Source organism: Streptomyces durhamensis (assembly GCF_000725475.1).
GTDB classification, from domain to species: domain Bacteria; phylum Actinomycetota; class Actinomycetes; order Streptomycetales; family Streptomycetaceae; genus Streptomyces; species Streptomyces filipinensis.
Map to the genome: position 1 here is coordinate 39914 of NZ_JNXR01000028.1, position 24882 is coordinate 64795.

The following is a 24882-nucleotide window of genomic DNA, read 5'->3' on the forward strand; positions in this document are numbered from 1 at the left end:
CGGAGGCATGTACGGCACCCCCGGCGGCCCGGTGGTGTACGACCCGATGACGCTGCCCGTCGACGACAACGTGAACGCGTACACGTTCTGCGTCGAGCTCAAGAGCGGGGAGTGGTTCCTGCAGAAGGGGAAGATGATCGCCTACTACGGGGCGATCGAGTTCAACGGCATCGGGCACGGCCGACTCGACCGACTTGTCCGTACCTCGTTCCATTCGCCACTGCACGCGAGCGACTGGGTCGTGGCGTCGGGCTCCGGCAAGATGCTGCTGGCCGACCGGGCCTTCGACGTCAACTCCTATGACCTGGACGACGGGAACTTGACCATTCGCGCGGGCAACCTGCTCGCTTTTCAGCCAAGTCTCGCGCTCAAGCAATCGATCGTGCCGGGTTTTCTGACCCTTATCGGAACCGGAAAGTTTGTGGCCGCATCTAACGGGCCGGTGGTGTTCATGGAACCTCCGATCCGGGTCGACCCGCAGGCGCTCGTCGGGTGGGCCGACTGCCCGTCCCCGTGCCATCACTACGACCACGGCTATCTGACGGGTGTACTGGGCGGTCTACGTGCGATGACGGGCCTCGGCGGGGTGTCCGGGGAGGAGCACCAGTTCGAGTTCGTGGGCGCCGGAACGGTCCTGCTGCAGTCGACGGAGACCCTCATGGGCGAGGCGGCGACGGGGGTCGTTCCGTCCGAACCGGGGGTGCCCGGCGGTGGCGGAACGGGAGCGGTCGGACACGGTCCGCAACCATCGGGCGCACCGCGCCTTCCCGGACAGCTGGGGGACCTCCAGCGTCGCTTCGGGCTGTGAGCGGTAGTCTGCGGAGTGTGACGTCGAACGCGTGCGCACTGTCACACCACCCGAAGTAGTTCGTCATTCAACTTCTTAGGTAGACTTCATTCATGGAGACCGAGACGGCCACGCGCTGGCTGACCGATGCGGAGCAGTGCGCCTGGCGCACCCACCTGGAGGTCAACAGGCTGTTGACGTACCAGCTGGAGAAGGATCTGCAGCCGTTCGGCCTGACGATGAACGACTACGAGATCCTCGTCAATCTGTCCGAATCGGACGACGTACGGATGCGGATGAGCGATCTCGCCTCCGCGACCCTGCAGTCCAAAAGCCGGCTCTCGCACCAGATCACACGGATGGAGAACGCGAACCTGGTGCGCCGCGAGAACTGCGAGTCCGACCGGCGCGGGCTGTACGCCGTACTGACCGAGCACGGTATGGAGACGATGAAGAAGGTGGCCCCGCACCATGTGGCGTCCGTGCGGCGGCACTTCATCGATCTGCTGTCACCGGAGGCACTGATAGAGCTGGACAAGGCACTCAAGCCGATCGCCGAGCACCTGCGCGGTCAGCGCGGACGCCCGTAACCGCGGGCGCCCGGCACCAGGGGAGCCGACGGCGGGCGGAGCGGACAGCGCTCCGCCCGCCCCGGCCACCACCTGGCCGGCACCGCACCGTCACGGCCCCCGCCGGGCATCGTCCGGCGGGGGCGGCGACGACCGACGCGGGGCCTCACTCCTGGGGCACGGCACGCTCCGGACCCCTCGCGCCGCCCGTGCCCCGCGCCACGGCCAGCGCCGTCAGCAGCATCACCCCACCGGTCACCGCGAAGCACGGCCCCGGTGGCAGCCACCCGACCAGCACCCCGGCGACCGCGGCACCCGCCGTGCCCCCCGCGTTGACGGCCGTGTTGACCCACGCCCCGGCCCGGACCCGGGCCTCAGGCGCCGCGGCCTCGTCGGCGATGAGGTACGCGGTGGTGAGCAGCGGGGAGACGAAGAGTCCCCCGGCCGCCACCGCCAGGGCGAGCGTGCCCACCCCGGTCGCCAGCCCGGCGGCGCACAGCACCAGTCCGAGTCCGGCCGCCTGCAGGGGCAGCCGCGTCCCGGCGGCGGCCCGCCACGCGACGGCCCCGTTGAGCAGCCCGCCGACGGCGCTCCCGGCGGACAGGGCGGCGAGCACCCAGGCCGCGCCGCCGTCACGGCCGTGTGCCTGGGCGAAGGCGACCACCAGCAGCTCGACCACGCCCAGCGCGAGTCCGGCCCCCGCGGCGGCGGCCACCGGCCGCCCCAGCCCCCGCAGCACCCGGCGCCCGACGGGGGGCCGGTCCGGTGTGCGCTCGCCGGCCGGTACCGCCCGCACCGCGGGGGACGACACGAACCCCGCCGTCCCCACCGCCATCAGCCCCGCCCCGGCGAGGACGCCGACGGCCGGCGGAGCGAACCCGACGACCCCGCCGACCAGCAGGGGCCCCGACACGAACAGCAGTTCCTCGGCGACGCCGTCGAGGCTGTAGGCACGCTGCAGCAGTGCCCGGTCCGGGGCGAGCCGCCCCCACACGGCCCGCATGGTGGGCCCGAGCGGCGGCGTACAGGTCCCGGCGGCGGCCGTCACGGCACCGAGGACGAGCGGCGGGACGGCGCCCGGGCGCCAGAGCAGCACGGCCAGCAGCACCAGGAGGGCGGTGTGGGCCGCGGCCATGGGCACGAGCGCGCGCCGCGGCCCGTACCGGTCGATGAGCGCCGCCCGGGCCGGCGACAGGAAGACGCTGGTGGCGGAGAACAGGGCGATGACGGTGCCCGCCACGGCGTACGAGCCGCAGGCCCGGGTCACGGCGAGCATCAGGGCCAGCGGGACGACGCCGTACGACAGCCTGCCGAGCAGGGCGGCGGCGAAGGTGCGGCGCGCGTGCGGGACGCGCAGGACGGCGGCGTACGAGGGCCTGGGCCCTGGCGAAGGGTGCGTGGACACGCTGAAGGTTCCTCTGTGAGAGGCGGAAGAGGGGACGCCGAGGGACGCGGCGGCCGTGTGTCGGGCCCCGCGGTCCGGTGCGTGCTCTACGCCATGAAGAGGAACATGCCGGTCAACCTAGCAGCATGAGCGGCACATCGGCGGCCCTCAGCCCTCCGTCAGGCCCGCGACCAGCTCGTCCGCCGCGCGGTACGGGTCCAGTTCGCCCGCGACGATGCGCTCCGCGAGCGCGCTGAGGCGGCGGTCTCCGTGCAGGTCGCCGATGCGTTCGCGCAGGGCGGTGACGGCGATGGTCTCCACCTCGCGGGCCGCGCGGGCCGCGCGGCGCTCGGCGAGCACGCCGTGCTCCTCCATCCACGCGCGGTGCTTCTCCAGGGCCTCGACGACCTCGTCGACACCCTGGGCGCGGGCCGCGACCGTCTTCACGATCGGCGGGCGCCAGTCGCCGGGACCGCGGGACTCGCCGAGGCCCAGCATGTGGTTCAGCTCGCGGGCGGTGGCGTCGGCACCGTCCCGGTCCGCCTTGTTGACGACATACACGTCGCCGATCTCCAGGATGCCCGCCTTCGCCGCCTGGATGCCGTCGCCCATGCCGGGGGCCAGCAGTACCACACTCGTGTCCGCCTGGGAGGCGATCTCGACCTCCGACTGGCCGACGCCGACGGTCTCGACCAGGATCACGTCGCAGCCCGCCGCGTCGAGGACGCGGATCGCCTGCGGCGCGGCCCAGGCGAGGCCGCCCAGGTGGCCCCGGGTGGCCATGGAGCGGATGTAGACGCCGGGGTCGGAGGCGTGCTCCGACATGCGGACGCGGTCACCGAGCAGGGCGCCGCCCGAAAACGGCGAGGACGGGTCGACGGCCAGGACGCCGACCCGCTTGCCCTGTTTGCGGTACGCCGTGACCAGCGCGGAGGTCGAGGTCGACTTGCCGACACCCGGTGAGCCCGTCAGACCCACCACGTAGGCGTTGCCGGTCAGCGGCGCCAGCGCCGCCATGACCTCCCTGAGCTGCGGGGACGCCCCCTCCACGAGGGAGATCAGCCGGGCCACGGCGCGCGGCCGGCCTTCCCTGGCCAGGGCCACCAGAGAGGAGACGTCCTGCATCAAACAGCTCCGTTCACTTCTGCGACGTACGGTCAACGACGTACAGGGAGATCAGGCCTTCGGCACCCGCACGATGAGCGCGTCGCCCTGGCCGCCGCCACCGCACAGCGCGGCCGCGCCGACACCGCCGCCGCGGCGCTTGAGCTCGAGTGCCAAGTGGAGCACGAGACGGGCGCCGGACATGCCGATCGGGTGACCCAGGGCGATCGCACCACCGTTCACGTTCACCTTTTCGGTGGACACGCCGAGGTCCTTCATCGACTGCACGGCGACGGCGGCGAAGGCCTCGTTGATCTCGATGAGGTCGAGGTCGGAGACCTCCAGGCCCTCCTTCTTCAGGGCGTGCCGGATGGCGTTGGACGGCTGGGACTGCAGGGAGTTGTCCGGCCCCGCCACGTTGCCGTGCGCGCCGATCTCGGCGAGCCAGTGCAGACCCAGCTCCTCGGCCTTGGCCTTGCTCATCACGACCACGGCCGCCGCACCGTCCGAGATCTGCGAGGAGGAGCCCGCGGTGATCGTGCCCTCGCGGGAGAAGGCCGGGCGCAGCTTGCCCAGCGACTCGGCCGTGGTGTCGCCGCGGATGCCCTCGTCCTTGCTGAAGAGCACCGGGTCGCCCTTGCGCTGCGGGATCTCCACGGGGGTGATCTCGGCCTCGAACAGGCCGTTCTTCTGTGCGGCGGCGGCCCGCTGGTGGGACAGGGCGGCGATCTCGTCCTGCTCGGGGCGGGCGATGCCCAGGCGGGTGTTGTGCTTCTCCGTGGACTCGCCCATGGCGATGCCCTCGAAGGAGTCGGTCAGACCGTCGTGGGCCATGGCGTCGAGCATCTGGACCGCGCCGTACTTGAAGCCCTCGCGGGACTTCGGCAGCAGGTGCGGGGCGTTGGTCATGGACTCCTGGCCGCCGGCCACGACGATGTCGAACTCGCCGGCGCGGATCAGCTGGTCGGCGAGCGCGATGGCGTCCAGGCCGGACAGACACACCTTGTTGATGGTGAGCGCCGGGACGTTCATCGGGATGCCGGCCTTCACGGCGGCCTGCCGGGCCGGGATCTGGCCGGCGCCGGCCTGCAGCACCTGGCCCATGATCACGTACTGCACCTGGTCGCCGCCGATCCCCGCACGGTCGAGGGCGGCCTTGATCGCGAAGCCGCCCAGGTCGGCGCCGGAGAAGGACTTGAGGGAGCCCAGCAGTCGTCCCATGGGCGTGCGCGCGCCCGCGACGATCACCGAGCTGGTCGTTCCAGAAGGCATGAGCTGCGATCCCCTTACCGGCCTGCACAGGCCGAGGAGTGAACGAGGGTTTACTTCGAATGTACTGAGCGGTAGAGCGCGCCGTCATCGGCCTTACGGTGTGATCGCGCGCACGTTGCGTAACCAGGCGAGGAGCGCTGCACTGAATCCATGCTGACGCGAATCGACCACATCGGGATCGCCTGTCACGACCTCGACGCGACCGTCGAGTTCTACCGGGCCACGTACGGCTTCGAGGTGTTCCACACCGAGGTCAACGAGGAGCAGGGCGTGCGCGAGGCCATGCTCAAGATCAACGAGACCTCGGACGGCGGCGCCTCCTACCTCCAGCTGCTGGAGCCGACCCGCGAGGACTCCACGGTCGCCAAGTGGCTCGCGAAGAACGGGGAGGGCGTCCACCACATCGCCTTCGGTACGGCGGATGTGGACGCCGAGTCCACGGACATCCGGGACAAGGGCGTACGCGTGCTGTACGACGAGCCCCGGCGCGGCTCGATGGGCTCGCGGATCACCTTCCTGCACCCCAAGGACTGCCATGGTGTCCTGACAGAACTGGTCACTTCCGCCCCTGTTGAGTCGCCCGAGCACTGACCCCCGTACATAAGGGCCGGTAGGGTTGGGGGCGGTCGTCCTTTCAACCGGGGCGACCGCATGCCGGGGTCCGGGTTTCGGGGGACGAGCGTCGGGGCAGCAGCCCGTGCTCCGCCGTTGATCTGACACCATTCCCCGGGGGCCCCGTTCGGCGGAGGACGAGGCTCGTTGGAGAAGCTGACCAGGGGACGGATGGGACCGCGCAGTGCGGGGCTACGAGAGCCAGGAGCGAGAGCCGGCGGCTGACGTCGACCACCTCTCTCGGTTCGAGGCCGAGATGAAGCGGCTGAGGACCGAGCGGGAGAAGGCGATCCAGCACGCCGAGGACCTCGGCTACCAGGTCGAGGTGCTGCGCGCCAAGCTGCACGAGGCGCGCCGCACCCTGATGACCAGGCCCGCCTTCGACGGCGGCGACATCGGCTATCAGGCCGAGCAGTTGCTCCGTAATGCCCAGATGCAGGCCGACCAGCTGCGTCAGGACGCCGAACGGGAGCTCAGCCAGGCCCGCGCGCAGACCCAGCGCATCCTGCAGGAGCACGCCGAGCAGGCCGCCCGGCTCCAGGCGGAGCTGCACCAGGAGGCGGTGACCCGGCGCCAGCAGCTGGACCAGGAGCTGGCCGAGCGCCGCGCCACGGTCGAGTCGCACGTCAACGAGAACGTGGCCTGGGCGGAGCAGCTGCGCGCCCGCACCGAGCAGCAGGCCCGCCGGCTGCTGGAGGAGTCCCGCGCCGAGACCGAGCAGGCGATGGCCACCGCCCGCGCCGAGGCCGAGCGGCTGACCCGGGAGGCCCGGGAGCGGCTGCAGAGCGACGCCGAGGCGGCCCGCGCGGAGGCCGAGCAGCTGCTGCGCCGCGCCCGCACGGACGCCGAGCGCCTGCTGAACGCGGCCTCCACGCAGGCCCAGGAGGCCACCGACCACGCCGAGCAGCTGCGCACCACCACCGTCACCGAGTCGGACGCCGCGCGCCGGCAGGCCGCCGAGCTGAGCCGGGCCGCCGAGGAGCGGATGACGGCGGCCGAGGAGGCGCTGCGCAAGGCGCAGGCCGAGGCCGAGAAGCTGCAGACGGAGGCCAAGGAGGCCGCCGCCAAGGCGCTCGCCGCCGCCGAGGCCGCCAACGAGACGCGTACGCGCACGGCGAAGGAGCAGGTCGCCCGGCTGGTCGAGGAGGCCACCAAGGAGGCCGAGCAGACCAGGTCCGAGGCCGAGCAGCTGGTCGCGGACGCCCGTGCCGAGGCTGAGAAGATCCTCGCGGAGGCGTCCGAGAAGGCCCGGACGGTCACCGCCGAGGAGAGCGCGACCCAGCTGTCGAAGGCGGCCAAGACCGCCGAGGACGTGCTCAACAAGGCATCCGAGGAAGCCAAGCGGACCACCAAGGCCGCCGCCGAGGAAGCCGAGCGGATCCGCACGGAGGCCGAGGCCGAGGCGGACCGGCTGCGCGCCGAGGCGCACGACATCGCCGAGCAGCTCAAGGGCGCGGCGAAGGACGACACCAAGGAGTACCGCGCCAAGACGGTCGAGCTGCAGGAGGAGGCCCGCCGGCTGCGCGGCGAGGCCGAGCAGCTGCGCGCCGACGCGGTCGCCGAGGGCGAGTCGATCCGTGCGGAGGCCCGCCGGGAGGCGGTCGCGCAGATCGAGGAGGCGGCCAGGTCCGCCGAGGAGCTGCTGGCCAAGGCCAAGGCGGACGCCGACGAGCTGCGGCAGACCGCGACCGCCGACAGCGAGAAGGTCCGCACCGAGGCCATCGAGCGGGCCACCGGCCTGCGCCGGCAGGCGGACGAGACCCTGGACCGCGCCCGCAAGGAGGCCGAGCGGCTGCGCGCCGAGGCCGACGAGCAGGTCGAGACGGTCCGGACGGACGCCGAGACCGCCGCGCGCGAGCTGCGCGAGGAGACCGAGCGGATCATCGAGGCGCGCCGCACCGAGGCCGCCGAGGAGCTGACGCGACTGCAGACGGAGGCGCAGGAGCGGCTCGCGTCGGCCGAGCAGGCCCTGACGGACGCCCGCGAGGAGGCCGCCCGGATCCGCCGGGAGGCCGCCGAGGAGGCCGAGCGGCTGCGCACGGAGTCGGCGGAACGGATCCGTACGCTCCAGCAGCAGGCCGAGACCGAGGCGGACCGGCTGCGGACCGAGGCCGCGGCCGACGCGTCCGCCTTCCGCGCCGAGGGCGAGGCCGTCGCCGTACGGCTGCGCTCCGAGGCCGCCGCCGAGGCCGAGCGGCTCAAGGCGGAGGCGCAGGACACCGCGGACCGGGTGCGCGCGGAGGCGCAGGCCGCCGCCGAGCGGCTCGCCGCAGAGGCGTCCGAGACGCTGGCCGCCGCCCAGGAGGAGGCCGCCCGGCGCCGCCGCGAGGCCGAGGAACTCCTCGGTGCGGCCCGCGAGGAGGCCGACGAGGAACGCCGGCGGGCCCGCGAGCAGAGCGAGGAGCTGCTGGCCTCGGCCCGCAGGCGGGTCGAGGAGGCGCAGGCCGAGGCGACCCGGCTGGTGGAGGAGGCCGACCGGCGCGCCACCGAGATGGTGTCCGCCGCCGAGCAGCACGCCCAGCAGGTGCGGGACTCCGTCGCCGGGCTGCACGAGCAGGCGCAGGAGGAGATCACCGGGCTGCGCTCGGCCGCCGAGCACGCCGCGGAGCGTACGAAGCGGGAGGCCGAGGAGGAGGCGGACCGGGTCCGCGCCGACGCCTACGCCGAGCGGGAGCGGGCGAGCGAGGACGCCGGCCGGGTCCGGCGCGCCGCGCACGAGGAGTCGGAGGCCGCCAAGGCGCTGGCCGAGCGTACGGTCACGGAGGCGATGGCGGAGGCCGAACGGCTGCGCTCGGACGCGTCCGACTACGCCCAGCGGGTACGCACCGAGGCGTCGGACGCGCTCGCCGAGGCCGACCAGGCGGCGGCCCGCACCCGGGCGGACGCCCGCGAGGACGCCAACCGGATCCGTTCGGACGCGGCGACCCAGGCGGACACCCTCATCACCGAGGCGAGCAACGAGGCGGAGCGGCTCACGACCGAGACGGTCGCGGAGGCCGACCGGGTGCGCACCGAGGCGCTGACCGAGGCCGAGCGGCTGCAGACGGAGACCGTGGCCGAGGCCGAGCGGGTGCGCACCGAGGCCCTGGCCGAGGCGGACCGGGTGCGCGCGGAGGCGCTGGCGAACGCCGAGCAGCTCATCGGGGACGCCACCGGCGACGCCGAGCGGCTGCGGGCCGAGGCCGCCGAGACCGTCGGTTCGGCGCAGCAGCACGCCGAGCGGGTGCGGGCGGAGGCCAAGCAGCTGAAGGCGGACGCGGAGGCCACGGCCGAACGGCTCGTCAACTCCGCGCGCGAGGAGGCCGAGCGGACCCTGGACGAGGCCCGCAAGGAGGCCAACAAGCGGCGCTCGGAGGCGGCCGAGCAGGTCGACACGCTCATCACCGAGACCGCGGCGGAAGCGGACAAGCTGCTCACCGAGGCCCAGCAGCAGGCGCTGAAGACCACCGCGGACGCGGAGTCGCAGGCCGACACGATGGTCGGCGCGGCGCGCAGCGAGGCCGAGCGGATCGTCGCCGAGGCGACCATCGAGGGCAACACCGCGGTGGAGAAGGCCCGCACGGACGCCGACGAGCTGCTGGTCGGTGCCCGCCGGGACGCCACCGCGATCAGGGAGCGGGCGCAGGAGCTGCGCGACCGCATCACCACCGAGATCGAGGAGCTGCACGAGCGGGCGCGGCGCGAGGCCGCCGAGACGATGAAGTCCACCGGCGACCGCTGTGACGCGCTCATCCAGGCCGCCGAGGAGCAGCTGGCCAAGGCGGAGGCGAAGGCCAAGGAGCTGGTGTCGGAGGCCAGCTCCGAGGCGGGCAAGGTGCGCATCGCCGCCGTCAAGAAGGCGGAGGGGCTGCTCAAGGAGGCCGAGCAGAAGAAGGCCAGCCTGGTCAAGGAGGCCGAGGAGCTGAAGGCCGAGGCGATCCGCGAGGCGCGGCGCACGGTCGAGGAGGGCAAGCGCGAGCTGGAGATCCTGGTGCGCCGGCGCGAGGACATCAACGCCGAGATCTCCCGGGTCCAGGACGTGCTGGAGGCGCTCGAATCCTTCGAGGCCCCGGCGGCCGGCAAGGAGGGCGGAGTCAAGGCCGGTGCGACGATCGGTGCCCCCCGATCGGGTGGCAAGTCGTCAGAGGGCTAGCGCTCGGGGTACGTTCCGGTGTCTTCTGGGGGCTTTGCCCCACTCACTGGCAAGCCGTCCTGCGGTCAGCCACCCAAAAGTGGTGCCATTCTCCAGATCAAAACCGTATCCGCTCGATGACACACCGCTTCGGCCCCTAGGATTCCCCTATCACCTCACCGGTCTCATTCGACAGGAACCCCATGAGCGACACTTCCCCCTACGGCTTCGAGCTTGTGCGGCGTGGGTACGACCGCGCTCAGGTGGACGAACGTATCTCCAAGCTCGTCTCCGACCGTGACAGCGCTCTCGCCCGCATCACCGCCCTGGAGAAGCGCATCGAGGAACTGCACCTCGAGACGCAGAACGCCCAGGCCCAGGTCACCGACGCCGAGCCGTCGTACGCGGGTCTCGGCGCGCGGGTCGAGAAGATCCTGCGCCTGGCCGAGGAAGAGGCCAAGGAGCTCCGTGAGGAGGCCCGGCGGGCGGCCGAACAGCACCGCGACCTCGCCGAGTCGGCGGCCCAGCAGGTCCGCAACGACGCCGAGACCTACGCCGCGGAGCGCAAGGCCAAGGCCGAGGACGAGGGCGTCCGGATCGTCGAGAAGGCCAAGGCCGACGCCTCCCAGCTGCGTGCCGAGGCGCAGAAGGACGCGCAGTCCAAGCGCGAGGAGGCGGACGCCCTCTTCGAGGAGACCCGTGCCAAGGCCGCGCAGGCCGCCGCCGACTTCGAGACGAACCTCGCCAAGCGTCGCGAGCAGTCCGAGCGCGACCTGGCCTCGCGTCAGCAGAAGGCCGAGAAGCGGCTCGCGGAGATCGAGCACCGCGCCGAGCAGCTGCGTCTGGAGGCGGAGAAGCTGCGCACGGACGCCGAGCGCCGCGCCCGCCAGACGGTGGAGACGGCCCAGCGCCAGGCCGAGGACATCGTGGCCGACGCCAACGCCAAGGCCGACCGGATCCGTTCGGAATCCGAGCGCGAGCTGGCGGCGCTCACCAACCGTCGCGACAGCATCAACGCGCAGCTGACCAACGTCCGCGAGATGCTGGCCACGCTGACCGGTGCGGCGGTCGCCGCCGCGGGCACGACGACCGACGACGAGCCCATTTCCCGCGGGGTGCCGGCGCAGCAGTCCCGGTAGGCCGTACGGCACGTCGACGCCCTCAGGGGCGGGGGGACCTGGTCCCCCCGCCCCTTTCGGCGTGCCCGCCCGCCTCTCAAGTGGCAGAGGTCCGGAGCCGGTCATAGCGTGGCCGCATGATCGAACTGGCGGGGCTGACCAAGCGGTACGGCGAGAAGGTGGCGGTCGACGACCTCACCTTCTCGGTCAGACCCGGCATCGTCACCGGTTTCCTCGGCCCCAACGGTGCCGGGAAGTCCACGACCATGCGGATGATCCTCGGGCTCGATCACCCCACCGCCGGCGACGTGCGCGTCGACGGGGTGCACTACCAGCGGCTGAAGGACCCGCTGACCCGCATCGGCGCGCTGCTGGACGCCAAGGCCGTGCACGGCGGGCGCAGCGCCTACCACCATCTGCTGTGCCTCGCGCAGAGCAACGGCGTCCCGGAGCGCCGGGTGGCCCAGGTGCTGGACACCGTCGGGCTCACCGCCGTGGCGCGGAAGAAGGCCAAGGAGTTCTCGCTGGGCATGGGCCAGCGGCTGGGGATCGCCGCGGCCCTGCTCGGGGACCCGCGGATCCTGATGTTCGACGAGCCGGTGAACGGGCTGGACCCGGAGGGCATCCACTGGATCCGCAACCTGATGAAATCGCTGGCCGCGCAGGGGCGGACGGTGTTCGTGTCGAGCCATCTGATGAGCGAGATGGCGCTGACCGCCGATCACCTGGTGGTCATCGGACAGGGACGGCTGCTCGCGGACACCTCCATGGCGGACTTCATCCGGCAGAACGCGCGGTCCTACGTCCGGATCCGGTCGCCGCAGCGCGAGCGGCTGCTCGATGTGCTGCACGAGGACGGGATCACCGTCGTGGAGGCGGGTGCGGGCGCGCTGGAGGTGGAGGGCGACAAGGCCGGGCGGATCGGCGAGCTGGCGGCGCGGTACGGGATCGTGCTGCACGAGCTGAGTCCGCGGCAGGCCTCGCTGGAGGAGGCGTTCATGCAGCTGACGGCCCAGGCGGTGGAGTACCACGCGCACACCGGCCCGGATCCCGCCCCCCAGGCCTGGGGGGCCGGCTGGAAGGGGGCCGAGTGATGACGGCCGTGCGGGTGATCCGCTCCGAGTGGACCAAGATCCGGTCGGTGGCGTCCACGGTGTGGACGCTGTCGCTGGCCGGGTTCGTCACCATCGCCGTCGGGACGCTGCTCTGCGGGCTGACGCGGAGCCAGTTCGACTCGATGCCGGCGCGGCAGCGGCTGTCGTTCGACCCGACCTTCGTGTCCTTCGCGGGCATGACCCTCGGCCAGCTCGCGCTGATCGTGTTCGGGGTGCTGGTCGTCTCGAACGAGTACAGCACCGGCATGATCCGGGTCTCGCTGGCGGCCGTTCCGCAGCGCGCCACCTTCCTGTTCAGCAAGATCGCGGTGGCCACCGGGCTCGCGCTGGTGGTCGGCATGGCCACGAGCTTCGCCGCGTTCCTCCTCGGTCAGGCGATGCTCGGCTCCCACCGGGCGCGGCTCGGCGACCCCGGGGTGCTGCGGGCGGTGCTCGGCGGCGGGCTGTACATGACGCTGATCGTGGTGTTCTCCATGGGAGTCGCCGCGATGCTGCGCTCCCCGATGCTGTCGCTCGGCATCCTGATGCCGTTCTTCTTCCTGATCTCCAACATCCTCGGCAACGTGGACGCCACGAAGAAGATCGGCCGGTTCCTGCCGGACCAGGCGGGCAGCCGGATCATGCAGGTGGTGCCCAGGGTGGGGGACGACGCCCCCTACGGGCCCTGGGGCGGGCTCGGGATCATGGCGCTGTGGGTGCTCGCCGCGGTCGCCGGCGGGTACGTCCTCCTCAAGCGCAGAGACGCTCAGTAGGCGATATCCGCACGTACCGTAGTGCTCTGGCTTTACTTTCCTTTGGGTGGAACCGTCAGCGACTCGATATCCTCCTAACCCTTACGGGGGCGTGTGCCCCGCTGTCCTGAACCTTTCGATGGGTGCGGAGCATGATCGAGGCTGTCGGCCTGACCAAGCGCTACGGCGACAAGACCGCCGTGTACAACCTTTCCTTCCAGGTGCGGCCAGGAGCCGTCACCGGCTTCCTCGGGCCGAACGGCTCGGGCAAGTCGACGACGATGCGGATGATCCTCGGCCTGGACAACCCGACGTCCGGGTCGGTGACGATCGGCGGCCACCCGTACCGGAGGCTGCCCAACGCCCCCCGCCAGGTCGGCGCGCTGCTCGACGCCAAGGCCGTGCACGGTGGCCGGTCCGCCCGCAACCACCTGCTGAGCCTCGCCCAGCTGTCAGGCATTCCCGCCCGGCGGGTGGACGAGGTGCTCGGGGTCGTCGGCCTGCAGGAGGTGGCGAAGAAGCGCTCCAAGGGCTTCTCGCTCGGCATGGGCCAGCGCCTCGGCATCGCCGCCGCACTGCTCGGCGACCCGCAGGTGCTGCTGTTCGACGAGCCGGTCAACGGCCTCGACCCGGAGGGCATCCTCTGGGTCCGCAACCTGATGAAGGCCCTCGCCGCCGAGGGCCGTACGGTCTTCGTCTCCTCGCACCTGATGAGCGAGATGGCGCTGACCGCCGACCACCTCATCGTCATCGGGCGCGGCCAGCTGCTCGCCGACATGAGCGTGAAGGACTTCATCTCGGCCAACTCCGCCGACTTCGCGCGCGTGCGCACCCCCGACAGCGAGCCCCAGCTGCGCGAGAAGCTCGGCACCGCGCTCACCGAGGCGGGCGGCCATGTGCTGCCGGAGCAGGACGGCGCGCTGCGCGTGACCGGGCTGCCGCTGCCCCGGATCAGCGACCTCGCGCACGAGGCGGACGTACGGCTGTGGGAGCTGTCGCCGCACCAGGCCTCGCTGGAGGAGGCGTACATGCGGATGACGCAGGGCGCCGTGGACTACCGCTCGACCATCGACCAGAAGGCGGGCCTGCAGCAGCCGCTGCCGCCCGGCGCCCAGCCGCCCGTGCCGGTGCCCGGCCAGGGCCAGCCCGGCTGGTACGCCCCGCCGCCGCCCCAGCAGGGCGGGCAGCCCTTCGCGATGCCGCAGGGACCCTCGGGACCGTACGGCGGCGCGCAGCCGGGCGCCTACGCCGCTCCCGGCGCCCCGGGCGCCGACGCCGCCAACCCGTACGCCCAGCCGGCCCCCCAGGCCCAGCCGGTCCCGCAGGCGCAGCAGGCCCCGAAGGACCGGACGGCGATCCTGACGCCGCAGGCGCAGCCGGCCGCTCCGGCGCCGCAGGAGCAGCCCGCCGTCACGGCCCCCGCGGCACCGCCCGCGCCGCAGCAGGCGCCCGCGGCCGCTCCCTCCGCCCCCGCCGACCTGACCAAGCCCGAGGACGCCCGATGAGCACCCACCAGCCCCCGATGCCGCAGGCCCCCGCAGCCGCGCCCGACTGGCAGGCGGCGCCCGGCGGGTCGTACCCCGGTTACACCTCGCCGATCCCGGTCGTGCGCACCCACCTCGGGCACGCCCTGGCCTCCGAGTGGACGAAGATCAAGTCCGTACGCTCGACGGTGTGGACGCTCGGTGTGTTCGTGCTGCTCGTCGTCGGTATAGGCGTGCTGACCGCCTCGGTGGTCAACGCGAACTCCTCCAACGGCGTGGACGGCCAGAACGCGCTGCAGTTCGGGTTCTTCGGTCTGCTCCTGGGCAGCATGTGCATCATCACGCTCGGGGTGCTGACCACCGCCTCGGAGTACGGCACGGGCATGATCCGTACGACGATGACCGCGTGCCCGAGCCGTGTGCGGGTGCTCGCCGCGAAGTCCGTCGTCTTCTTCGCTCTCGCCTTCGTGGTCACCCTCGCCACGTCGTCCTTCGTGGCCATGGTCCAGGTGTCCATGCTGAGCGGCTCCGGCGCCGCCAGCCCGACCGGCGGCGAGTGGGCCAAGGCGACCCTCGGCATCAGCCTCTACATCGCCCTGCTCGGACTGCTCTCGCTGCTCATCGGTTCGATCATCCGGCACTCCGCGGGCGCCATCACGATCATGATCGGCGCCGTGCTGGCCCCTCTGGTGATCGCTCTGTTCATGGCCTCGCAGTCGCTGGAGAAGGTCCGCGAGTGGCTGCTGGAGTACTCGATCCCGAGCCAGATGAGCTGCTTCTACGACAACACCCTGAGCCGTTCCGGCCCCACGGGCTGGGACCCGCTGTGGATCATGCTGGGCCTGACGGCGGCCGCGTTCGCCGGCGCCTACGCGCTCCTGCAGAAGCGGGACGTGTAGCGGCGGGGGGCTTTCAGAACCTCGGCGCGTTACGGGACCGCTGCACCCGCGTGGTGCGGCGGTCCTTCGCGTTCCAGCACGCCTTGTGCCAGTGGCGGCGGTCGTCGACGCCCGCGTGCCCGGGCCAGGCCACCACGTGCGGGACGCCGGAGGGGATCACCTGGTCGCAGCCCGGGCAGCGATAGCTCTTGCCCTCGGAGCTCGCCCCGGCGACATGCCGTACGCTCCACTCCTCGCCCTGCCAGTTCTCGGTCGACTGCCACCCGCCGTACCGGCCGGTGCGGTCGTCCTCGGCGCTCCGGCCCGACGATCCGGCTGCCTTCGGTCGGTTGCGACGCGGGGACACGGGACACCTCTCGGGGCTATACAGGAAGCACGGACTGCATCCAGCCTACGCTCCGCCGACAGGGGTACGCGTACGGAACCAACCCGTACAAGTCCCCCTCCACGGGGCCCCATTCTGCAGACAATCGGCAAATCTCTCCGCCAGGCCGTGTCCTGGGCACGTGTCAGACGGTTATGCGGGTGGGGGAGCTCCGGGTCGGAGCCAAGGAAGCAGGAAACGCGATGTACGTAGGTAGTTTTGTGCTGGGCGCCCAGTTCCCGGGCCAAGGCCCCGGGGAGGCCCTGCACCGGGCGGTCCGCTCGGCGGAGGTGACCGAGGAGGCCGGGCTGGACGCGGTGTGGCTGGCCGAGCACCACTTCGTGCCGTACGGCACCTGCCCGTCCGCCGTCACCCTGGCCGCCCTGCTGCTCGGCCGCACCCGTCGCATCCGCGTCGGCACGGCGGTCAGCGTGCTGCCCACGACCCATCCCGTCGCCCTCGGCGAGCAGGCCGCGCTGCTGCACCTGACGAGCGGCGGACGGTTCACGCTGGGCGTGGGCCGCGGCGGGCCCTGGGTGGACCTGGAGGTCTTCGGCACGGGCCTGGAGGCGTACGAACAGGGGTTCCCCGAGTCACTCGATCTGCTGCTGCGCTGGCTGCGCGAGCCACGCGTGGCGGCCTCCGGCGAGCGGTACGCGTTCCGCGAGGTGCCCGTCGTACCGCGCCCCTCGGAGGCGCTGACGGAGACGCCCGGCCCGGAGGTCGTCGTCGCCTGCACCTCCCCGTCGAGCGTGCGGCTGGCCGCCGAGCGCGGGCTGCCGATGCTGCTCGGCATGCACGTCGGGGACGAGGAGAAGGCCGAGATGGTCGCCCTGTGGCGGCGCTCGGCCCGCGCGGCGGGCCGGCCGGCCGACGAGATCGCGGGCGCCGCTCATGTCTCGGCCGGGGTGTGCCAGCTCGCCGACCGCCGCACGGACGCCGCGGAGACCCTCCTGAAGGCGATGCCGGGCTGGCTGAAGCAGGGCCTGGAGGCGCATGTGACGGTCGACGGGCGGGAGCGCGCGATGCGCGACCCGCACGCCTACACCGAGCTGCTGTGCGGCCTGCACCCGGTCGGCACCCCGCGGCTCGCCGCCGACCGGCTCGCGGCCACCTCGGAGCGCACCGGCATCTCCCGCTTCGCCCTCCTCGTGGAGGGCTCGGGCGATCTCGCCTCGACGGAGGAGAACCTCCGGCGGCTGGGCACCGAGGTGCTGCCTCAGCTGCGCTGAGCCGCCCTCCGACTCCCCGGCCGCCTTGGAGGCTTGCCGCCCCAGCACTGAATGCACCTCCCGCGGGTGGAGCGGCAAGCAAGCGGCTCACTGCCTCTGCCGGGCCGGGGCTGCGCGTCAGCAGTCCCGAAGCTCCGGCGACTGGTTCAGCAACTGGTTGCGCACCGAGGTGAAGCGGGCCAACGTCTCGTCCGCCGAGGCGTCCAGCGGGAACACCGCCACGCGGTGGCAGTTCTGGAAGGCCAGCCGCACACCGAAGTGCCGCTGCAGCGCGCCGCGTATGGCGTCACTCGCGAGCGCACGCAGCAGCTGACCGCGCGCCTGCTCGTCCGGCGGGGGCGTCTGGTTGTCGGCGAACGGGCCGCCATCGACCTTCAGCTGGGCCACCAGGGAGCTGATCATCTCCCATGCGTAGGGCAGGGAGGTCCGGACGCAGTCGACGAATGCTGCTTCGTCGACCTCGCCTCGCTCGGCCTGTTCGAGTAGGGCCGGTGAGACGTCGAGCGACATGGGTACTCCTCTCGCACCCCCGCGGAGCAGGGGTCGCCGGACAGGTAGGGGAGTTCGCGATTTCGAACACGCTCAGTACACACACCGCGACCTCCCGTTCTCTACGGTAGGCAACCGTCGGTGACCACACCAGCAGAACGGGTATATGGAACGGTCCCGTTACGGGCACAATCGGCCAGGGATGAACAAGAGTTTCCAGGGACAATTGGGGCGATACACAGGGAGCGCGATGGGCGAATCGCGTGCACCGGCGCGCGTCGAGTAGCGTTGCCGACCATGCGTCTCGTCATTGCCCGGTGCTCGGTCGACTACGCCGGCCGGCTCACCGCCCACCTGCCCTCGGCGCCCCGCCTGATCCTGGTCAAGGCGGACGGCAGCGTCTCCATCCACGCCGACGACCGGGCCTACAAGCCCCTCAACTGGATGTCGCCGCCCTGCACGCTGAAGGAGGGGACGGGCGAGGACGAGGGCGTCTGGACCGTCGTCAACAAGGCGGGCGAAAAACTGATCATCACGATGGAGGAGATCCTCCACGATTCCTCGCACGAACTCGGCGTGGACCCCGGCCTGATCAAGGACGGTGTGGAAGCGCACCTCCAGGAACTCCTCGCGGACCGCATCGAGACGCTCGGCGAGGGGTACACGCTGATCCGCCGCGAGTACATGACGGCCATCGGCCCGGTGGACATCCTGTGCCGGGACGCGGACGGCCAGACGGTCGCGGTCGAGATCAAGCGGCGCGGCGAGATCGACGGCGTGGAGCAACTCACGCGCTACCTGGAGCTGTTGAACCGCGATCCGCACCTGGCGCCGGTCCGCGGTGTCTTCGCGGCGCAGGAGATCAAGCCGCAGGCCCGCGTCCTCGCCACCGACCGCGGCATCAACTGCCAGGTCCTCGACTACGACGCCATGCGCGGCATCGAGGACGACAAGCTGCGCCTGTTCTGACCGAGCCCGCGGCCGGCGGCACGTTCGTTCCGTTCCGCCGCCGGCCGTGCGGGGGCTAGATCAGCGGGTCCGGAGACTCCGACGGGCTCTGCGACATCGCCGAGCTCACCGAACTCCGCGGTGCCGTCGGGCCGCTCGCCGTGTCCGTCGTGGACGGGGTCGTACCCGTCTGGGTCGGCGTGGGAGTCGTGGGCGAAGTGGACGGCGAGGCCGGCGGCGTGGTGCCGCCCGTGGGCGTCGACCTGCTCGGCGTCGGTGAACCCGGCTCGGTCGACCTCGACCTGGACGGGGTCGGAGACGCGCTCCCGCCTCCCGTGCCCCGGGTGTGGCTCGGGGCGGCCGACGGCGACGTGGCCGGCTGGGCCGGCGTCGGCCCGCCGGTCGTGCCGTACGTGCCGGCGGATCCCGGGTCCGCCGGGCGGGCTGCGCTCGGGGCCGAACCGGTGCGCCCCGCAGGGTCCTTCTTCGGGTCCGCGCCGAGGCTGCCGTCGTCCGGGCCCTGGCTCACCGACGGATTGACGTCCACCTTGCCGGCCGGGTTCTTGCCGGCGTCGTCGTCGGACGTCATGCCGAGCGTGACGACCGTGCCGAGGACGGCGGCGAGCAGCGCTCCCGAGCCGATCGCCACGAGGTTGCGGCGGGCCAGCCGCACAAGGCCCCCGCGCTGCGCCGTGGCGGCCGGGAACCGGTCGGTGACCAGCGGGTCGGCGAAGGGCACGTACGGCGGCGGCGCCGACTCCTCGTGCCGTACCTCCGGCAGCTCCTCCCCCGCCGTGGCCGCGATCCCGGGCACCTCGCCGGAGCGGTCGGCGACCAGCGCGAGGGCCCGTCGGCCGGCGACGGTGCCCCGCTTGTCGGCGAGCGCCCCGCGCAGCCCGATGGACGCCTCCAGCTCGGCGCGGGCCCGGTCGAGCTGTCCGCCGCACAGCGCCAGGACACCCAACTCGTGGTGGAAGTAGGCCTGTTCATGCACCTCGCCGGCCAGCCGGGCGGCCTCCGCTCCGGAGCGCAGGGCCCGTTCCCAGGCGCTCCAGCGCAGCGCGGCGGCGAAGGCGGGTGCGGCCGTGCGGGCGAGCCGTACCGCGCAGCTCTCCCCGCCCTCGGCGGACGGGGCCGTCTGCGGGACGGTCGCGGCGAGCGCGGCGAGGACCGCGTCGGCCTCCGCGCACACCCGCTCCGCCGTGACCGACGGATGACCGGCCCACCAGGTGTAGTGCTCGGCGGTGGCGAGGGCCCGCTCCTCGGCACCCTCGGTGTAGTCGGCGGCCTCCAGCTGCGCCTGCACGCCGGCCGCGAGGCGGTAGCGGGCGCCGACCGGGGAGACCAGTCCGCAGGCGGTCAGCTCGCCGAGGGCGGCGTCGGCGTGGGTGTCGCCGATCAACGCCGGCAGGTGCGCCTGGTGGGGCACCTCGCCGCCGAGGGCGACGGCGAAGCGCAGGGTGGCGCGGGCGGACGCGCTGAGCCGGGAGGCGAGCAGCGGGGCCGGCGCGGCGGCCTCGCCGAGCGAGGGCAGGGGGACCTCGTCGGCCGTGTCCAGGGGCAGCTCGGCCGGCTCGCGGACGCCCTCGAAGACGCCGTACTCGTCGACCGCCCCGGCGTCGGCCCGCAGCTCGTCGCGCTGCCGGAGCAGGGCGCCGGCCTGGACGAACCGCAGGGGCAGCCCCTCGGACTCGAACCACAGGTCGCCGGCCCAGTTGGCCTCATCCTCGGTGAGGACCCGGCCGACGGTCCGCTCCAGGATCTCCACGCCGCCGGCGCGGTCGAGGCCGCTGAGGAAGACCTCCTCGACGGCGGACCCGTCGGAGGGCGCCGGCACCTCGGGGGTGGCGCCGATCAGGAACGCGCACTCGGGGGTGGCGTCGAGCAGTTCGTCGAGGGCGGTGCCGCCGAACTCGATGTCGTCCAGGACGACGACCGCGCCGATCTCCCGGGTGAGCGCGCGCAGTTCGTCCGGATCCGGGCGGTACCGCGGGGCGTCGTAGACGGCCTGGACGAGCTCGTGCAGGAGGTCGGCGGTGGTGCGGTGGAATCCGGTGAGCCGGACCACTCCGTCGGGGGCGAGGTCCAGGCAGTCCTCGGCGACGAGGTCGAGCAGCGCGGTACGGCCGGAGCCGCCGGGGCCGGTGAGCCGCACGGAGCGGCCGCGGGCCAGCAGCCGGACCAGGCGCTCGCGTTCGTCCTGTCGTTCCACCAGGGAGAGCGCCGGCTGGGCGGGGCCGGGCGGCACGGGCGGGCGGGCGGCGCGCTCGGCGGCGGTGCGCTTGCGGGGCCTGTCCGGCCGCCGGACCGGCGGGCAGAGCTCTATCTCGCTGCCGTCGACGGGGTTGACGGTCAGCAGCAGGTCGCCGGAGACGAGTTGCGCCGTACGGGCGAGCGCGGGCGCGCTCTGACCGAAGTCGGAGGTGAGGGATTCCCGGGGCGGGCGGCGGCTCGCCGCCTGGCCGTGCTCCTCGGGTCCCCGGTCGATCGGGTCCATGGGTTCCATGGGTTCAAACCCCCAAAAGCGTCGTGTGCCCGGATTCCGGCCCCTCCCGGCCTTGTCGCACCGCGCTGTCGCTTCTGGTCCGGGCCCGCTCGGTCGAGGGTTGCGAGGCGGCGGGCGACCGAACCCTAAACCTTCGGTCAGTATCTCCGACAGGGCGGGGTGCCGTGCGGTCCGAGACGTCACAGTCCGGTGAGGATTGCCCCCGACGTGCGCTTCGGCGGCTGCGCCCGGGTCTCCCCCGTCGCCCCTTTCCCACCCGCTCGCGGCGTTGCACCCCGTCCGGCCGGCGGGTCACACCCGGGGCAGCGACTCGACCCCGATCCCGCCCTCGATGGCGAGGATGCGGTGCAGCCGGGTGGCCACCAGCAGGCGCTGCATCTGCGGCGGAACACCGCGCAGCACCAGACGGCGACCGCAGCGGCCGGCCCGCCGATGGGCGCCCATGATCACCCCGAGTCCGGTGGCGTCCCAGGAGTCCAGTTCGGACAGGTCGAGCACCAGATCGCCGACTCCGTCGTCGACGGCCGAGTGCAGGGCCGTACGGGCGTCCGCCGCGCTCCGGACGTCGAGGCGGCCCCCGACGACCAGCTCGGCATGGTCGCCCCTGATGTACATAAGCGCTCCCCGTTGAGTGCGGTTGGCGTACTCGGTGACGGTGCTGTGCACCGTCTGACTGCGTGAGTGGTGGTGCGGTTGCTGCTTGTAAGCGAACCGATACCGAATTCACCCCGGGGGGTGATGTTCCCGGGGTGAATGTCCGGCGTTGCGTGCGTACGGGCGGGTCTCCGCACTTGGCACGGCTGGTTCTCAGTACTTGTAGAAGCCCTGCCCGCTCTTGCGGCCGATGTCACCGGCGTCCACCATCCGGCGCATCAGCTCCGGCGGGGCGAACTTCTCGTCCTGGGACTCCGTGTAGATGTTGCCGGTGGCGTGCAGCAGGATGTCCACGCCGGTGAGGTCGGCGGTGGCGAGCGGGCCCATGGCGTGACCGAAGCCCAGCTTGCAGGCCAGGTCGATGTCCTCGGCGGTGGCGACGCCGGACTCGTAGAGCTTGGTCGCCTCCACGACGAGGGCGGAGATGAGCCGGGTCGTCACGAACCCGGCGACATCCCGGTTGACGACGATGCAGGTCTTGCCGACGGACTCGGCGAACTCCCGGGCGGTGGCGAGGGTTTCGTCGCTGGTCTTGTAGCCCCGGACCAGCTCGACGAGCTGCATCATCGGCACCGGCGAGAAGAAGTGGACGCCGACGACCCGCTCGGGGCGCTCGGTGACCGCCGCGATCTTGGTGATCGGGATGGCGGAGGTGTTGGAGGCGAGCACCGCGTCCGACTTCACGATCTTGTCGAGCGTGCGGAAGATCTCGTGCTTGACCTCCAGCTTCTCGAAGACGGCCTCCACGACGACGTCGGCGTCGGCGGCGGCGTCCAGGTCGGTGGTCGCGGTGATGCGGGCCAGGGAGACGCCGGCGTCGTGCGCCTCCATCTTCCCCTTGCTGACGAACTTGTCGTACGAGGCCTTGATGCCGTCGGTGCCACGCTTGAGCGCCTCGTCGGTGACGTCACGCAGGACGACATCCCAGCCCGCCTGCGCGGCGACCTGAGCGATACCGGATCCCATGAGCCCGGCCCCGATGACCGCAAGCTTCCGTGCCACTCCGACTCCCCTTTGAACGCGCTCCAAGTCTGCTTCTCCGGCGGACCATAGCGCTCCGGCGGCGCTGAGTGAGCGGGAAGTAACGCGTGTCACGCGTCTCAGGGCGTGAGACGCGTGTCACGTCTCGATTCCTTCTGGGGTCGCGCCGGTTGACGCTCCGTGGACCCGTCGGCGCCGGCGTCGCCGGGCCTGGCCGGAAACCGTCAGCCGGCGGCTCGGACGGCGTAGTTCAGGACCTTTTCCGCCAACAAGTCCTCGATGTCGTCCAGCAGCGCCAGGACCTCTCGGGATACTTCGCGCGGTTCGCGCCCCTTGACCATCTCGCGCCCGATGACCGCGACGACCGTGCTGTGGATCCAGCCGATCTGACCCGCCATCAGATGAGGCAGTTCGTCGTCGGGGGCCGCGCCGGTCTCCTCGCGCAGGGCCTCTTCCAGGTGGGCCTGGACCTCCTGGGCGAGGGCCCACAGGCGGGAGCGCAGGGCGGGGGCCTCCTCGATGACCTTCATGAAGGCGGCGTATCCGGGGAGCAGGCCGACCCGGGGGGAGACGGCCTCGACCTCCTCGCGCAGTTCCCGGATGACCGCGGCGGCGGCCGACTCTCCCTCGGGGCGGCCCCGGACCCAGCGGGCGAGCCGGTCGACGACCCCGGCGGAGCGGTCGAAGAAGAGGTCCTCCTTGGCCGGGAAGTAGTTGTAGACGGTGTTCACGGAGACGTTCGCCGCCTCGGCGATCTCCGCGACCGTCACCGCGTCGAAGCCTCGCTCGACGAACAGGCCCGTGGCGACATCCGAGATGTACTGCCGGGTCTGCCGCTTCTTCCGCTCCCTGAGCCCCTCTGCCATGCCCGCATCCTAACTTCGCTGGAGGTCGTGAAAAGTTGATGGAAGCCAAAATTTGGTGACGTTGCAAAAATTCAGGGACTCTGTTTTTCTGTGGGCATGGCAGCAGTCATCAGCGCGGCGGGACTCGCCCGCACCTTCCAGACCAGGACCGGGCCCGTGCAGGCGGTGCGCGGCATCGACCTCGCCGTCCAGGAGGGCGAGATCCTCGGCTTCCTCGGACCCAACGGCGCCGGCAAGACGACCACCCTGCGGATGCTCACGACCCTGCTGAGGCCGACCGGCGGCGCGGCCACCGTCGCCGGGCACGACCTGGCGGCGGATCCGGCCGGGGTGCGCGCGGTGAGCGGGTACGTCGCCCAGTCCGGCGGGGTCGATCCGCAGATCACCGTGCGGGAGGAGCTGGTCACCCAGGGGCGGATGTACCGGCTGTCGAAGGACGCGGCCGTCGAGCGCGCCGAGCAGCTGGCGCGGGAGCTGGACCTCACCGGGTTCCTCGATCGCAGGGCCGGGGCCCTGTCCGGCGGTCAGCGCCGGCGGCTGGACATCGCGATGGCGCTCACCCACCGGCCGAAGGTGCTGTTCCTGGACGAGCCGACCACCGGCCTCGACCCGGGCAGCCGCGCCGACCTGTGGGACCTGGTCCGCCGGCTGCGCGACGACCACGGCACGACCGTCTTCCTGACCACCCACTACCTGGACGAGGCCGACGCCCTCGCCGACCGTCTGGTGATCGTCGACCAGGGCACGGTCGCCGCCGAGGGCACCCCGAGCGCGCTGAAACTCGCCTACGGCGGCTCGATCGACGCCTCGCTGCAGGACACCTTCCTCGCCGTCACCGGCCGCGGGCCCGCCCCGGCCGACACCGCCCCCGTCGCCGTATAGCCGCAGAGGGATCCACACCCATGCTTCTTCACGACACGGCCCTCATCTACGGCCGTTATCTCCGCCAGTCCCTGCGCTCCCGTTTCGCCCTGCTCTTCGGCGTGCTCACTCCCCTGCTCTACCTGCTCTTCTTCGGGCCGCTGCTCACCGGTCTGCCGCTCGGCGGCGCGGGCAGCTCCTGGCAGGTGCTCGTACCGGGCCTGCTGCTCCAACTCGGCCTGTTCGGCGCCCTGTTCGCCGGGTTCACGGTCATCATCGAGAAGGGGCAGGGGGTGCTGGAGCGGATGCGGGTGACCCCGGTCAGCCGGCTCGCCCTGCTGCTCGGCAGGGTGCTGCGGGACGCCACGGTGTTCGTCTTCCAGGCGGTGCTGCTGGTGGGGGCCGCGCTGGTGATGGGCCTGCGCGCGCCGCTCGCGGGCATCCTGATCGGCTTCGGGTTCGTCGCCCTGCTGACGCTGTCGCTGGCCTCGCTGTCGTACGCGCTCGGCATGAAGGTCCGCACCCCGCAGGAGTTCGGTCCGCTGATCAACATGGTGTCGATGCCCTCGATGCTGCTGTCCGGCCTGATGCTGCCGATGACCCTGGCGCCCGCCTGGCTGAACGTGCTGTCGCACTTCGTGCCGTTCCGCTACCTGGTGGACGCGGTGCGCGACGCGTACGTCGGCCACTACGCCACCGCGCACATGCTCTACGGCGTCCTCGTCGCCGTCGGCTTCGCCGCGCTGACCGTGATGGTGGGCACACGGGTGTTCCGGACGGCCGGGGCGTAACTAC

The 24882-nt window shown here is 72.2% G+C and carries 22 protein-coding genes; 13 read left to right on the plus strand and 9 right to left on the minus strand.

The genetic code is table 11. From position 1 onward, the window contains the following. The first annotated feature begins 7 nt into the window (after nucleotides 1-7). Together IO33_RS0133020 and IO33_RS0133025 are read left to right on the plus strand one after the other, a co-directional pair. Entirely contained in the window at nucleotides 8-808 is an 801-nt protein-coding gene (locus IO33_RS0133020) for an AIM24 family protein (protein WP_031171852.1), read from the plus strand. A gap of 92 nt (nucleotides 809-900) precedes the next feature. Further along, nucleotides 901-1377 carry a MarR family winged helix-turn-helix transcriptional regulator gene (locus IO33_RS0133025; RefSeq protein ID WP_031171854.1) on the plus strand — a complete coding sequence of 159 codons (477 nt, stop codon included), beginning with the start codon at nucleotides 901-903 and terminating at the stop codon, nucleotides 1375-1377. Nucleotides 1378-1522: 145 nt separating this feature from the next. Here IO33_RS0133025 and IO33_RS0133030 read toward each other — a convergent pair whose 3' ends face one another. From IO33_RS0133030 to IO33_RS0133040, 3 genes are all read right to left on the minus strand, one after another. Continuing rightward, complete coding sequence (locus tag IO33_RS0133030) at nucleotides 1523-2761, minus strand: MFS transporter (protein ID WP_031171857.1); 1239 nt, start codon at nucleotides 2759-2761, stop codon at nucleotides 1523-1525. A 147-nt stretch (nucleotides 2762-2908) separates the two neighbouring features. Further along, nucleotides 2909-3865: a methylmalonyl Co-A mutase-associated GTPase MeaB gene (gene meaB / locus IO33_RS0133035; RefSeq protein WP_031171859.1), complete on the minus strand. Its 957-nt coding sequence runs from the start codon at nucleotides 3863-3865 to the stop codon at nucleotides 2909-2911. A 51-nt stretch (nucleotides 3866-3916) separates the two neighbouring features. Next, on the minus strand, nucleotides 3917-5116 hold the full coding sequence (locus tag IO33_RS0133040) for an acetyl-CoA C-acetyltransferase (protein WP_031171861.1): 1200 nt from the start codon (nucleotides 5114-5116) through the stop codon (nucleotides 3917-3919). Between the two features lie 150 nt (nucleotides 5117-5266). On the opposite strand from IO33_RS0133040, the gene mce reads away from it, so the two are divergent. The 7 genes from mce (at nucleotide 5267) to IO33_RS0133075 (ending at nucleotide 15186) form a co-directional block, all read left to right on the plus strand. Continuing rightward, entirely contained in the window at nucleotides 5267-5707 is a 441-nt protein-coding gene (gene mce, locus IO33_RS0133045; RefSeq protein ID WP_031171862.1) for a methylmalonyl-CoA epimerase, read from the plus strand. Nucleotides 5708-5912: 205 nt separating this feature from the next. Beyond that, nucleotides 5913-9860, plus strand: coding sequence for a polarized growth protein Scy (gene scy / locus IO33_RS0133050; RefSeq protein ID WP_031171863.1), 3948 nt, complete (start codon nucleotides 5913-5915; stop codon nucleotides 9858-9860). A 182-nt stretch (nucleotides 9861-10042) separates the two neighbouring features. Further along, entirely contained in the window at nucleotides 10043-10978 is a 936-nt protein-coding gene (locus IO33_RS0133055; RefSeq protein ID WP_031171865.1) for a coiled-coil domain-containing protein, read from the plus strand. Nucleotides 10979-11094: 116 nt separating this feature from the next. Then, nucleotides 11095-12051 (plus strand): ABC transporter ATP-binding protein, encoded by a 957-nt coding sequence (locus IO33_RS0133060; RefSeq protein ID WP_031171867.1) that lies wholly within the window; start codon nucleotides 11095-11097, stop codon nucleotides 12049-12051. Continuing rightward, the gene (locus tag IO33_RS0133065; RefSeq protein ID WP_031171870.1) at nucleotides 12051-12824 is read left to right on the plus strand and encodes an ABC transporter permease; all 774 of its coding nucleotides are present in this window, start codon (nucleotides 12051-12053) and stop codon (nucleotides 12822-12824) included. Before IO33_RS0133060 ends, IO33_RS0133065 begins: the two co-directional genes overlap by 1 nt. A 131-nt stretch (nucleotides 12825-12955) precedes the next feature. Next, nucleotides 12956-14308 (plus strand): ABC transporter ATP-binding protein, encoded by a 1353-nt coding sequence (locus IO33_RS0133070; protein WP_031171872.1) that lies wholly within the window; start codon nucleotides 12956-12958, stop codon nucleotides 14306-14308. Continuing rightward, nucleotides 14305-15186, plus strand: coding sequence for an ABC transporter permease (locus IO33_RS0133075; protein ID WP_031171874.1), 882 nt, complete (start codon nucleotides 14305-14307; stop codon nucleotides 15184-15186). Before IO33_RS0133070 ends, IO33_RS0133075 begins: the two co-directional genes overlap by 4 nt. A 13-nt stretch (nucleotides 15187-15199) precedes the next feature. On the opposite strand, the gene IO33_RS0133080 is transcribed toward IO33_RS0133075, so the two are convergent. After that, nucleotides 15200-15532, minus strand: a complete 333-nt coding sequence (locus IO33_RS0133080) for a hypothetical protein (RefSeq protein WP_031171876.1) — start codon at nucleotides 15530-15532, stop codon at nucleotides 15200-15202. Nucleotides 15533-15753: 221 nt separating this feature from the next. Here IO33_RS0133080 and IO33_RS0133085 point away from each other — a divergent pair, with 221 nt between their 5' ends. Next, nucleotides 15754-16782, plus strand: a complete 1029-nt coding sequence (locus tag IO33_RS0133085) for an LLM class flavin-dependent oxidoreductase (protein ID WP_031171878.1) — start codon at nucleotides 15754-15756, stop codon at nucleotides 16780-16782. A 117-nt stretch (nucleotides 16783-16899) separates the two neighbouring features. Here IO33_RS0133085 and IO33_RS0133090 read toward each other — a convergent pair whose 3' ends face one another. Next, nucleotides 16900-17292, minus strand: coding sequence for an SCO5389 family protein (locus IO33_RS0133090; RefSeq protein WP_031171880.1), 393 nt, complete (start codon nucleotides 17290-17292; stop codon nucleotides 16900-16902). A gap of 276 nt (nucleotides 17293-17568) precedes the next feature. Here IO33_RS0133090 and nucS point away from each other — a divergent pair, with 276 nt between their 5' ends. Further along, nucleotides 17569-18240, plus strand: a complete 672-nt coding sequence (gene nucS, locus IO33_RS0133095) for an endonuclease NucS (protein WP_031171882.1) — start codon at nucleotides 17569-17571, stop codon at nucleotides 18238-18240. Between the two features lie 55 nt (nucleotides 18241-18295). Here the strand turns inward: nucS and IO33_RS0133100 are convergent, their stop codons facing one another. The 4 genes from IO33_RS0133100 to IO33_RS0133115 all read right to left on the minus strand — a co-directional run bounded on the left by IO33_RS0133100 (nucleotide 18296) and on the right by IO33_RS0133115 (nucleotide 23226). Beyond that, nucleotides 18296-20716, minus strand: coding sequence for an ATP-binding protein (locus tag IO33_RS0133100; RefSeq protein WP_031171885.1), 2421 nt, complete (start codon nucleotides 20714-20716; stop codon nucleotides 18296-18298). Between the two features lie 300 nt (nucleotides 20717-21016). After that, on the minus strand, nucleotides 21017-21340 hold the full coding sequence (locus IO33_RS0133105; protein WP_031171888.1) for an STAS domain-containing protein: 324 nt from the start codon (nucleotides 21338-21340) through the stop codon (nucleotides 21017-21019). 192 nt (nucleotides 21341-21532) lie between these two features. Continuing rightward, complete coding sequence (locus tag IO33_RS0133110) at nucleotides 21533-22381, minus strand: 3-hydroxyacyl-CoA dehydrogenase family protein (RefSeq protein ID WP_031171890.1); 849 nt, start codon at nucleotides 22379-22381, stop codon at nucleotides 21533-21535. Between the two features lie 203 nt (nucleotides 22382-22584). Then, the gene (locus IO33_RS0133115; protein WP_031171892.1) at nucleotides 22585-23226 is read right to left on the minus strand and encodes a TetR/AcrR family transcriptional regulator; all 642 of its coding nucleotides are present in this window, start codon (nucleotides 23224-23226) and stop codon (nucleotides 22585-22587) included. Nucleotides 23227-23322: 96 nt separating this feature from the next. Here IO33_RS0133115 and IO33_RS0133120 point away from each other — a divergent pair, with 96 nt between their 5' ends. Together IO33_RS0133120 and IO33_RS0133125 are read left to right on the plus strand one after the other, a co-directional pair. Continuing rightward, a complete protein-coding gene (locus IO33_RS0133120; RefSeq protein WP_031171895.1) occupies nucleotides 23323-24108 on the plus strand; it encodes an ABC transporter ATP-binding protein in 786 nt (261 codons plus the stop codon). A 20-nt stretch (nucleotides 24109-24128) separates the two neighbouring features. After that, entirely contained in the window at nucleotides 24129-24878 is a 750-nt protein-coding gene (locus IO33_RS0133125; protein WP_031171896.1) for an ABC transporter permease, read from the plus strand. The last annotated feature ends 4 nt before the right edge of the window (nucleotides 24879-24882 follow it).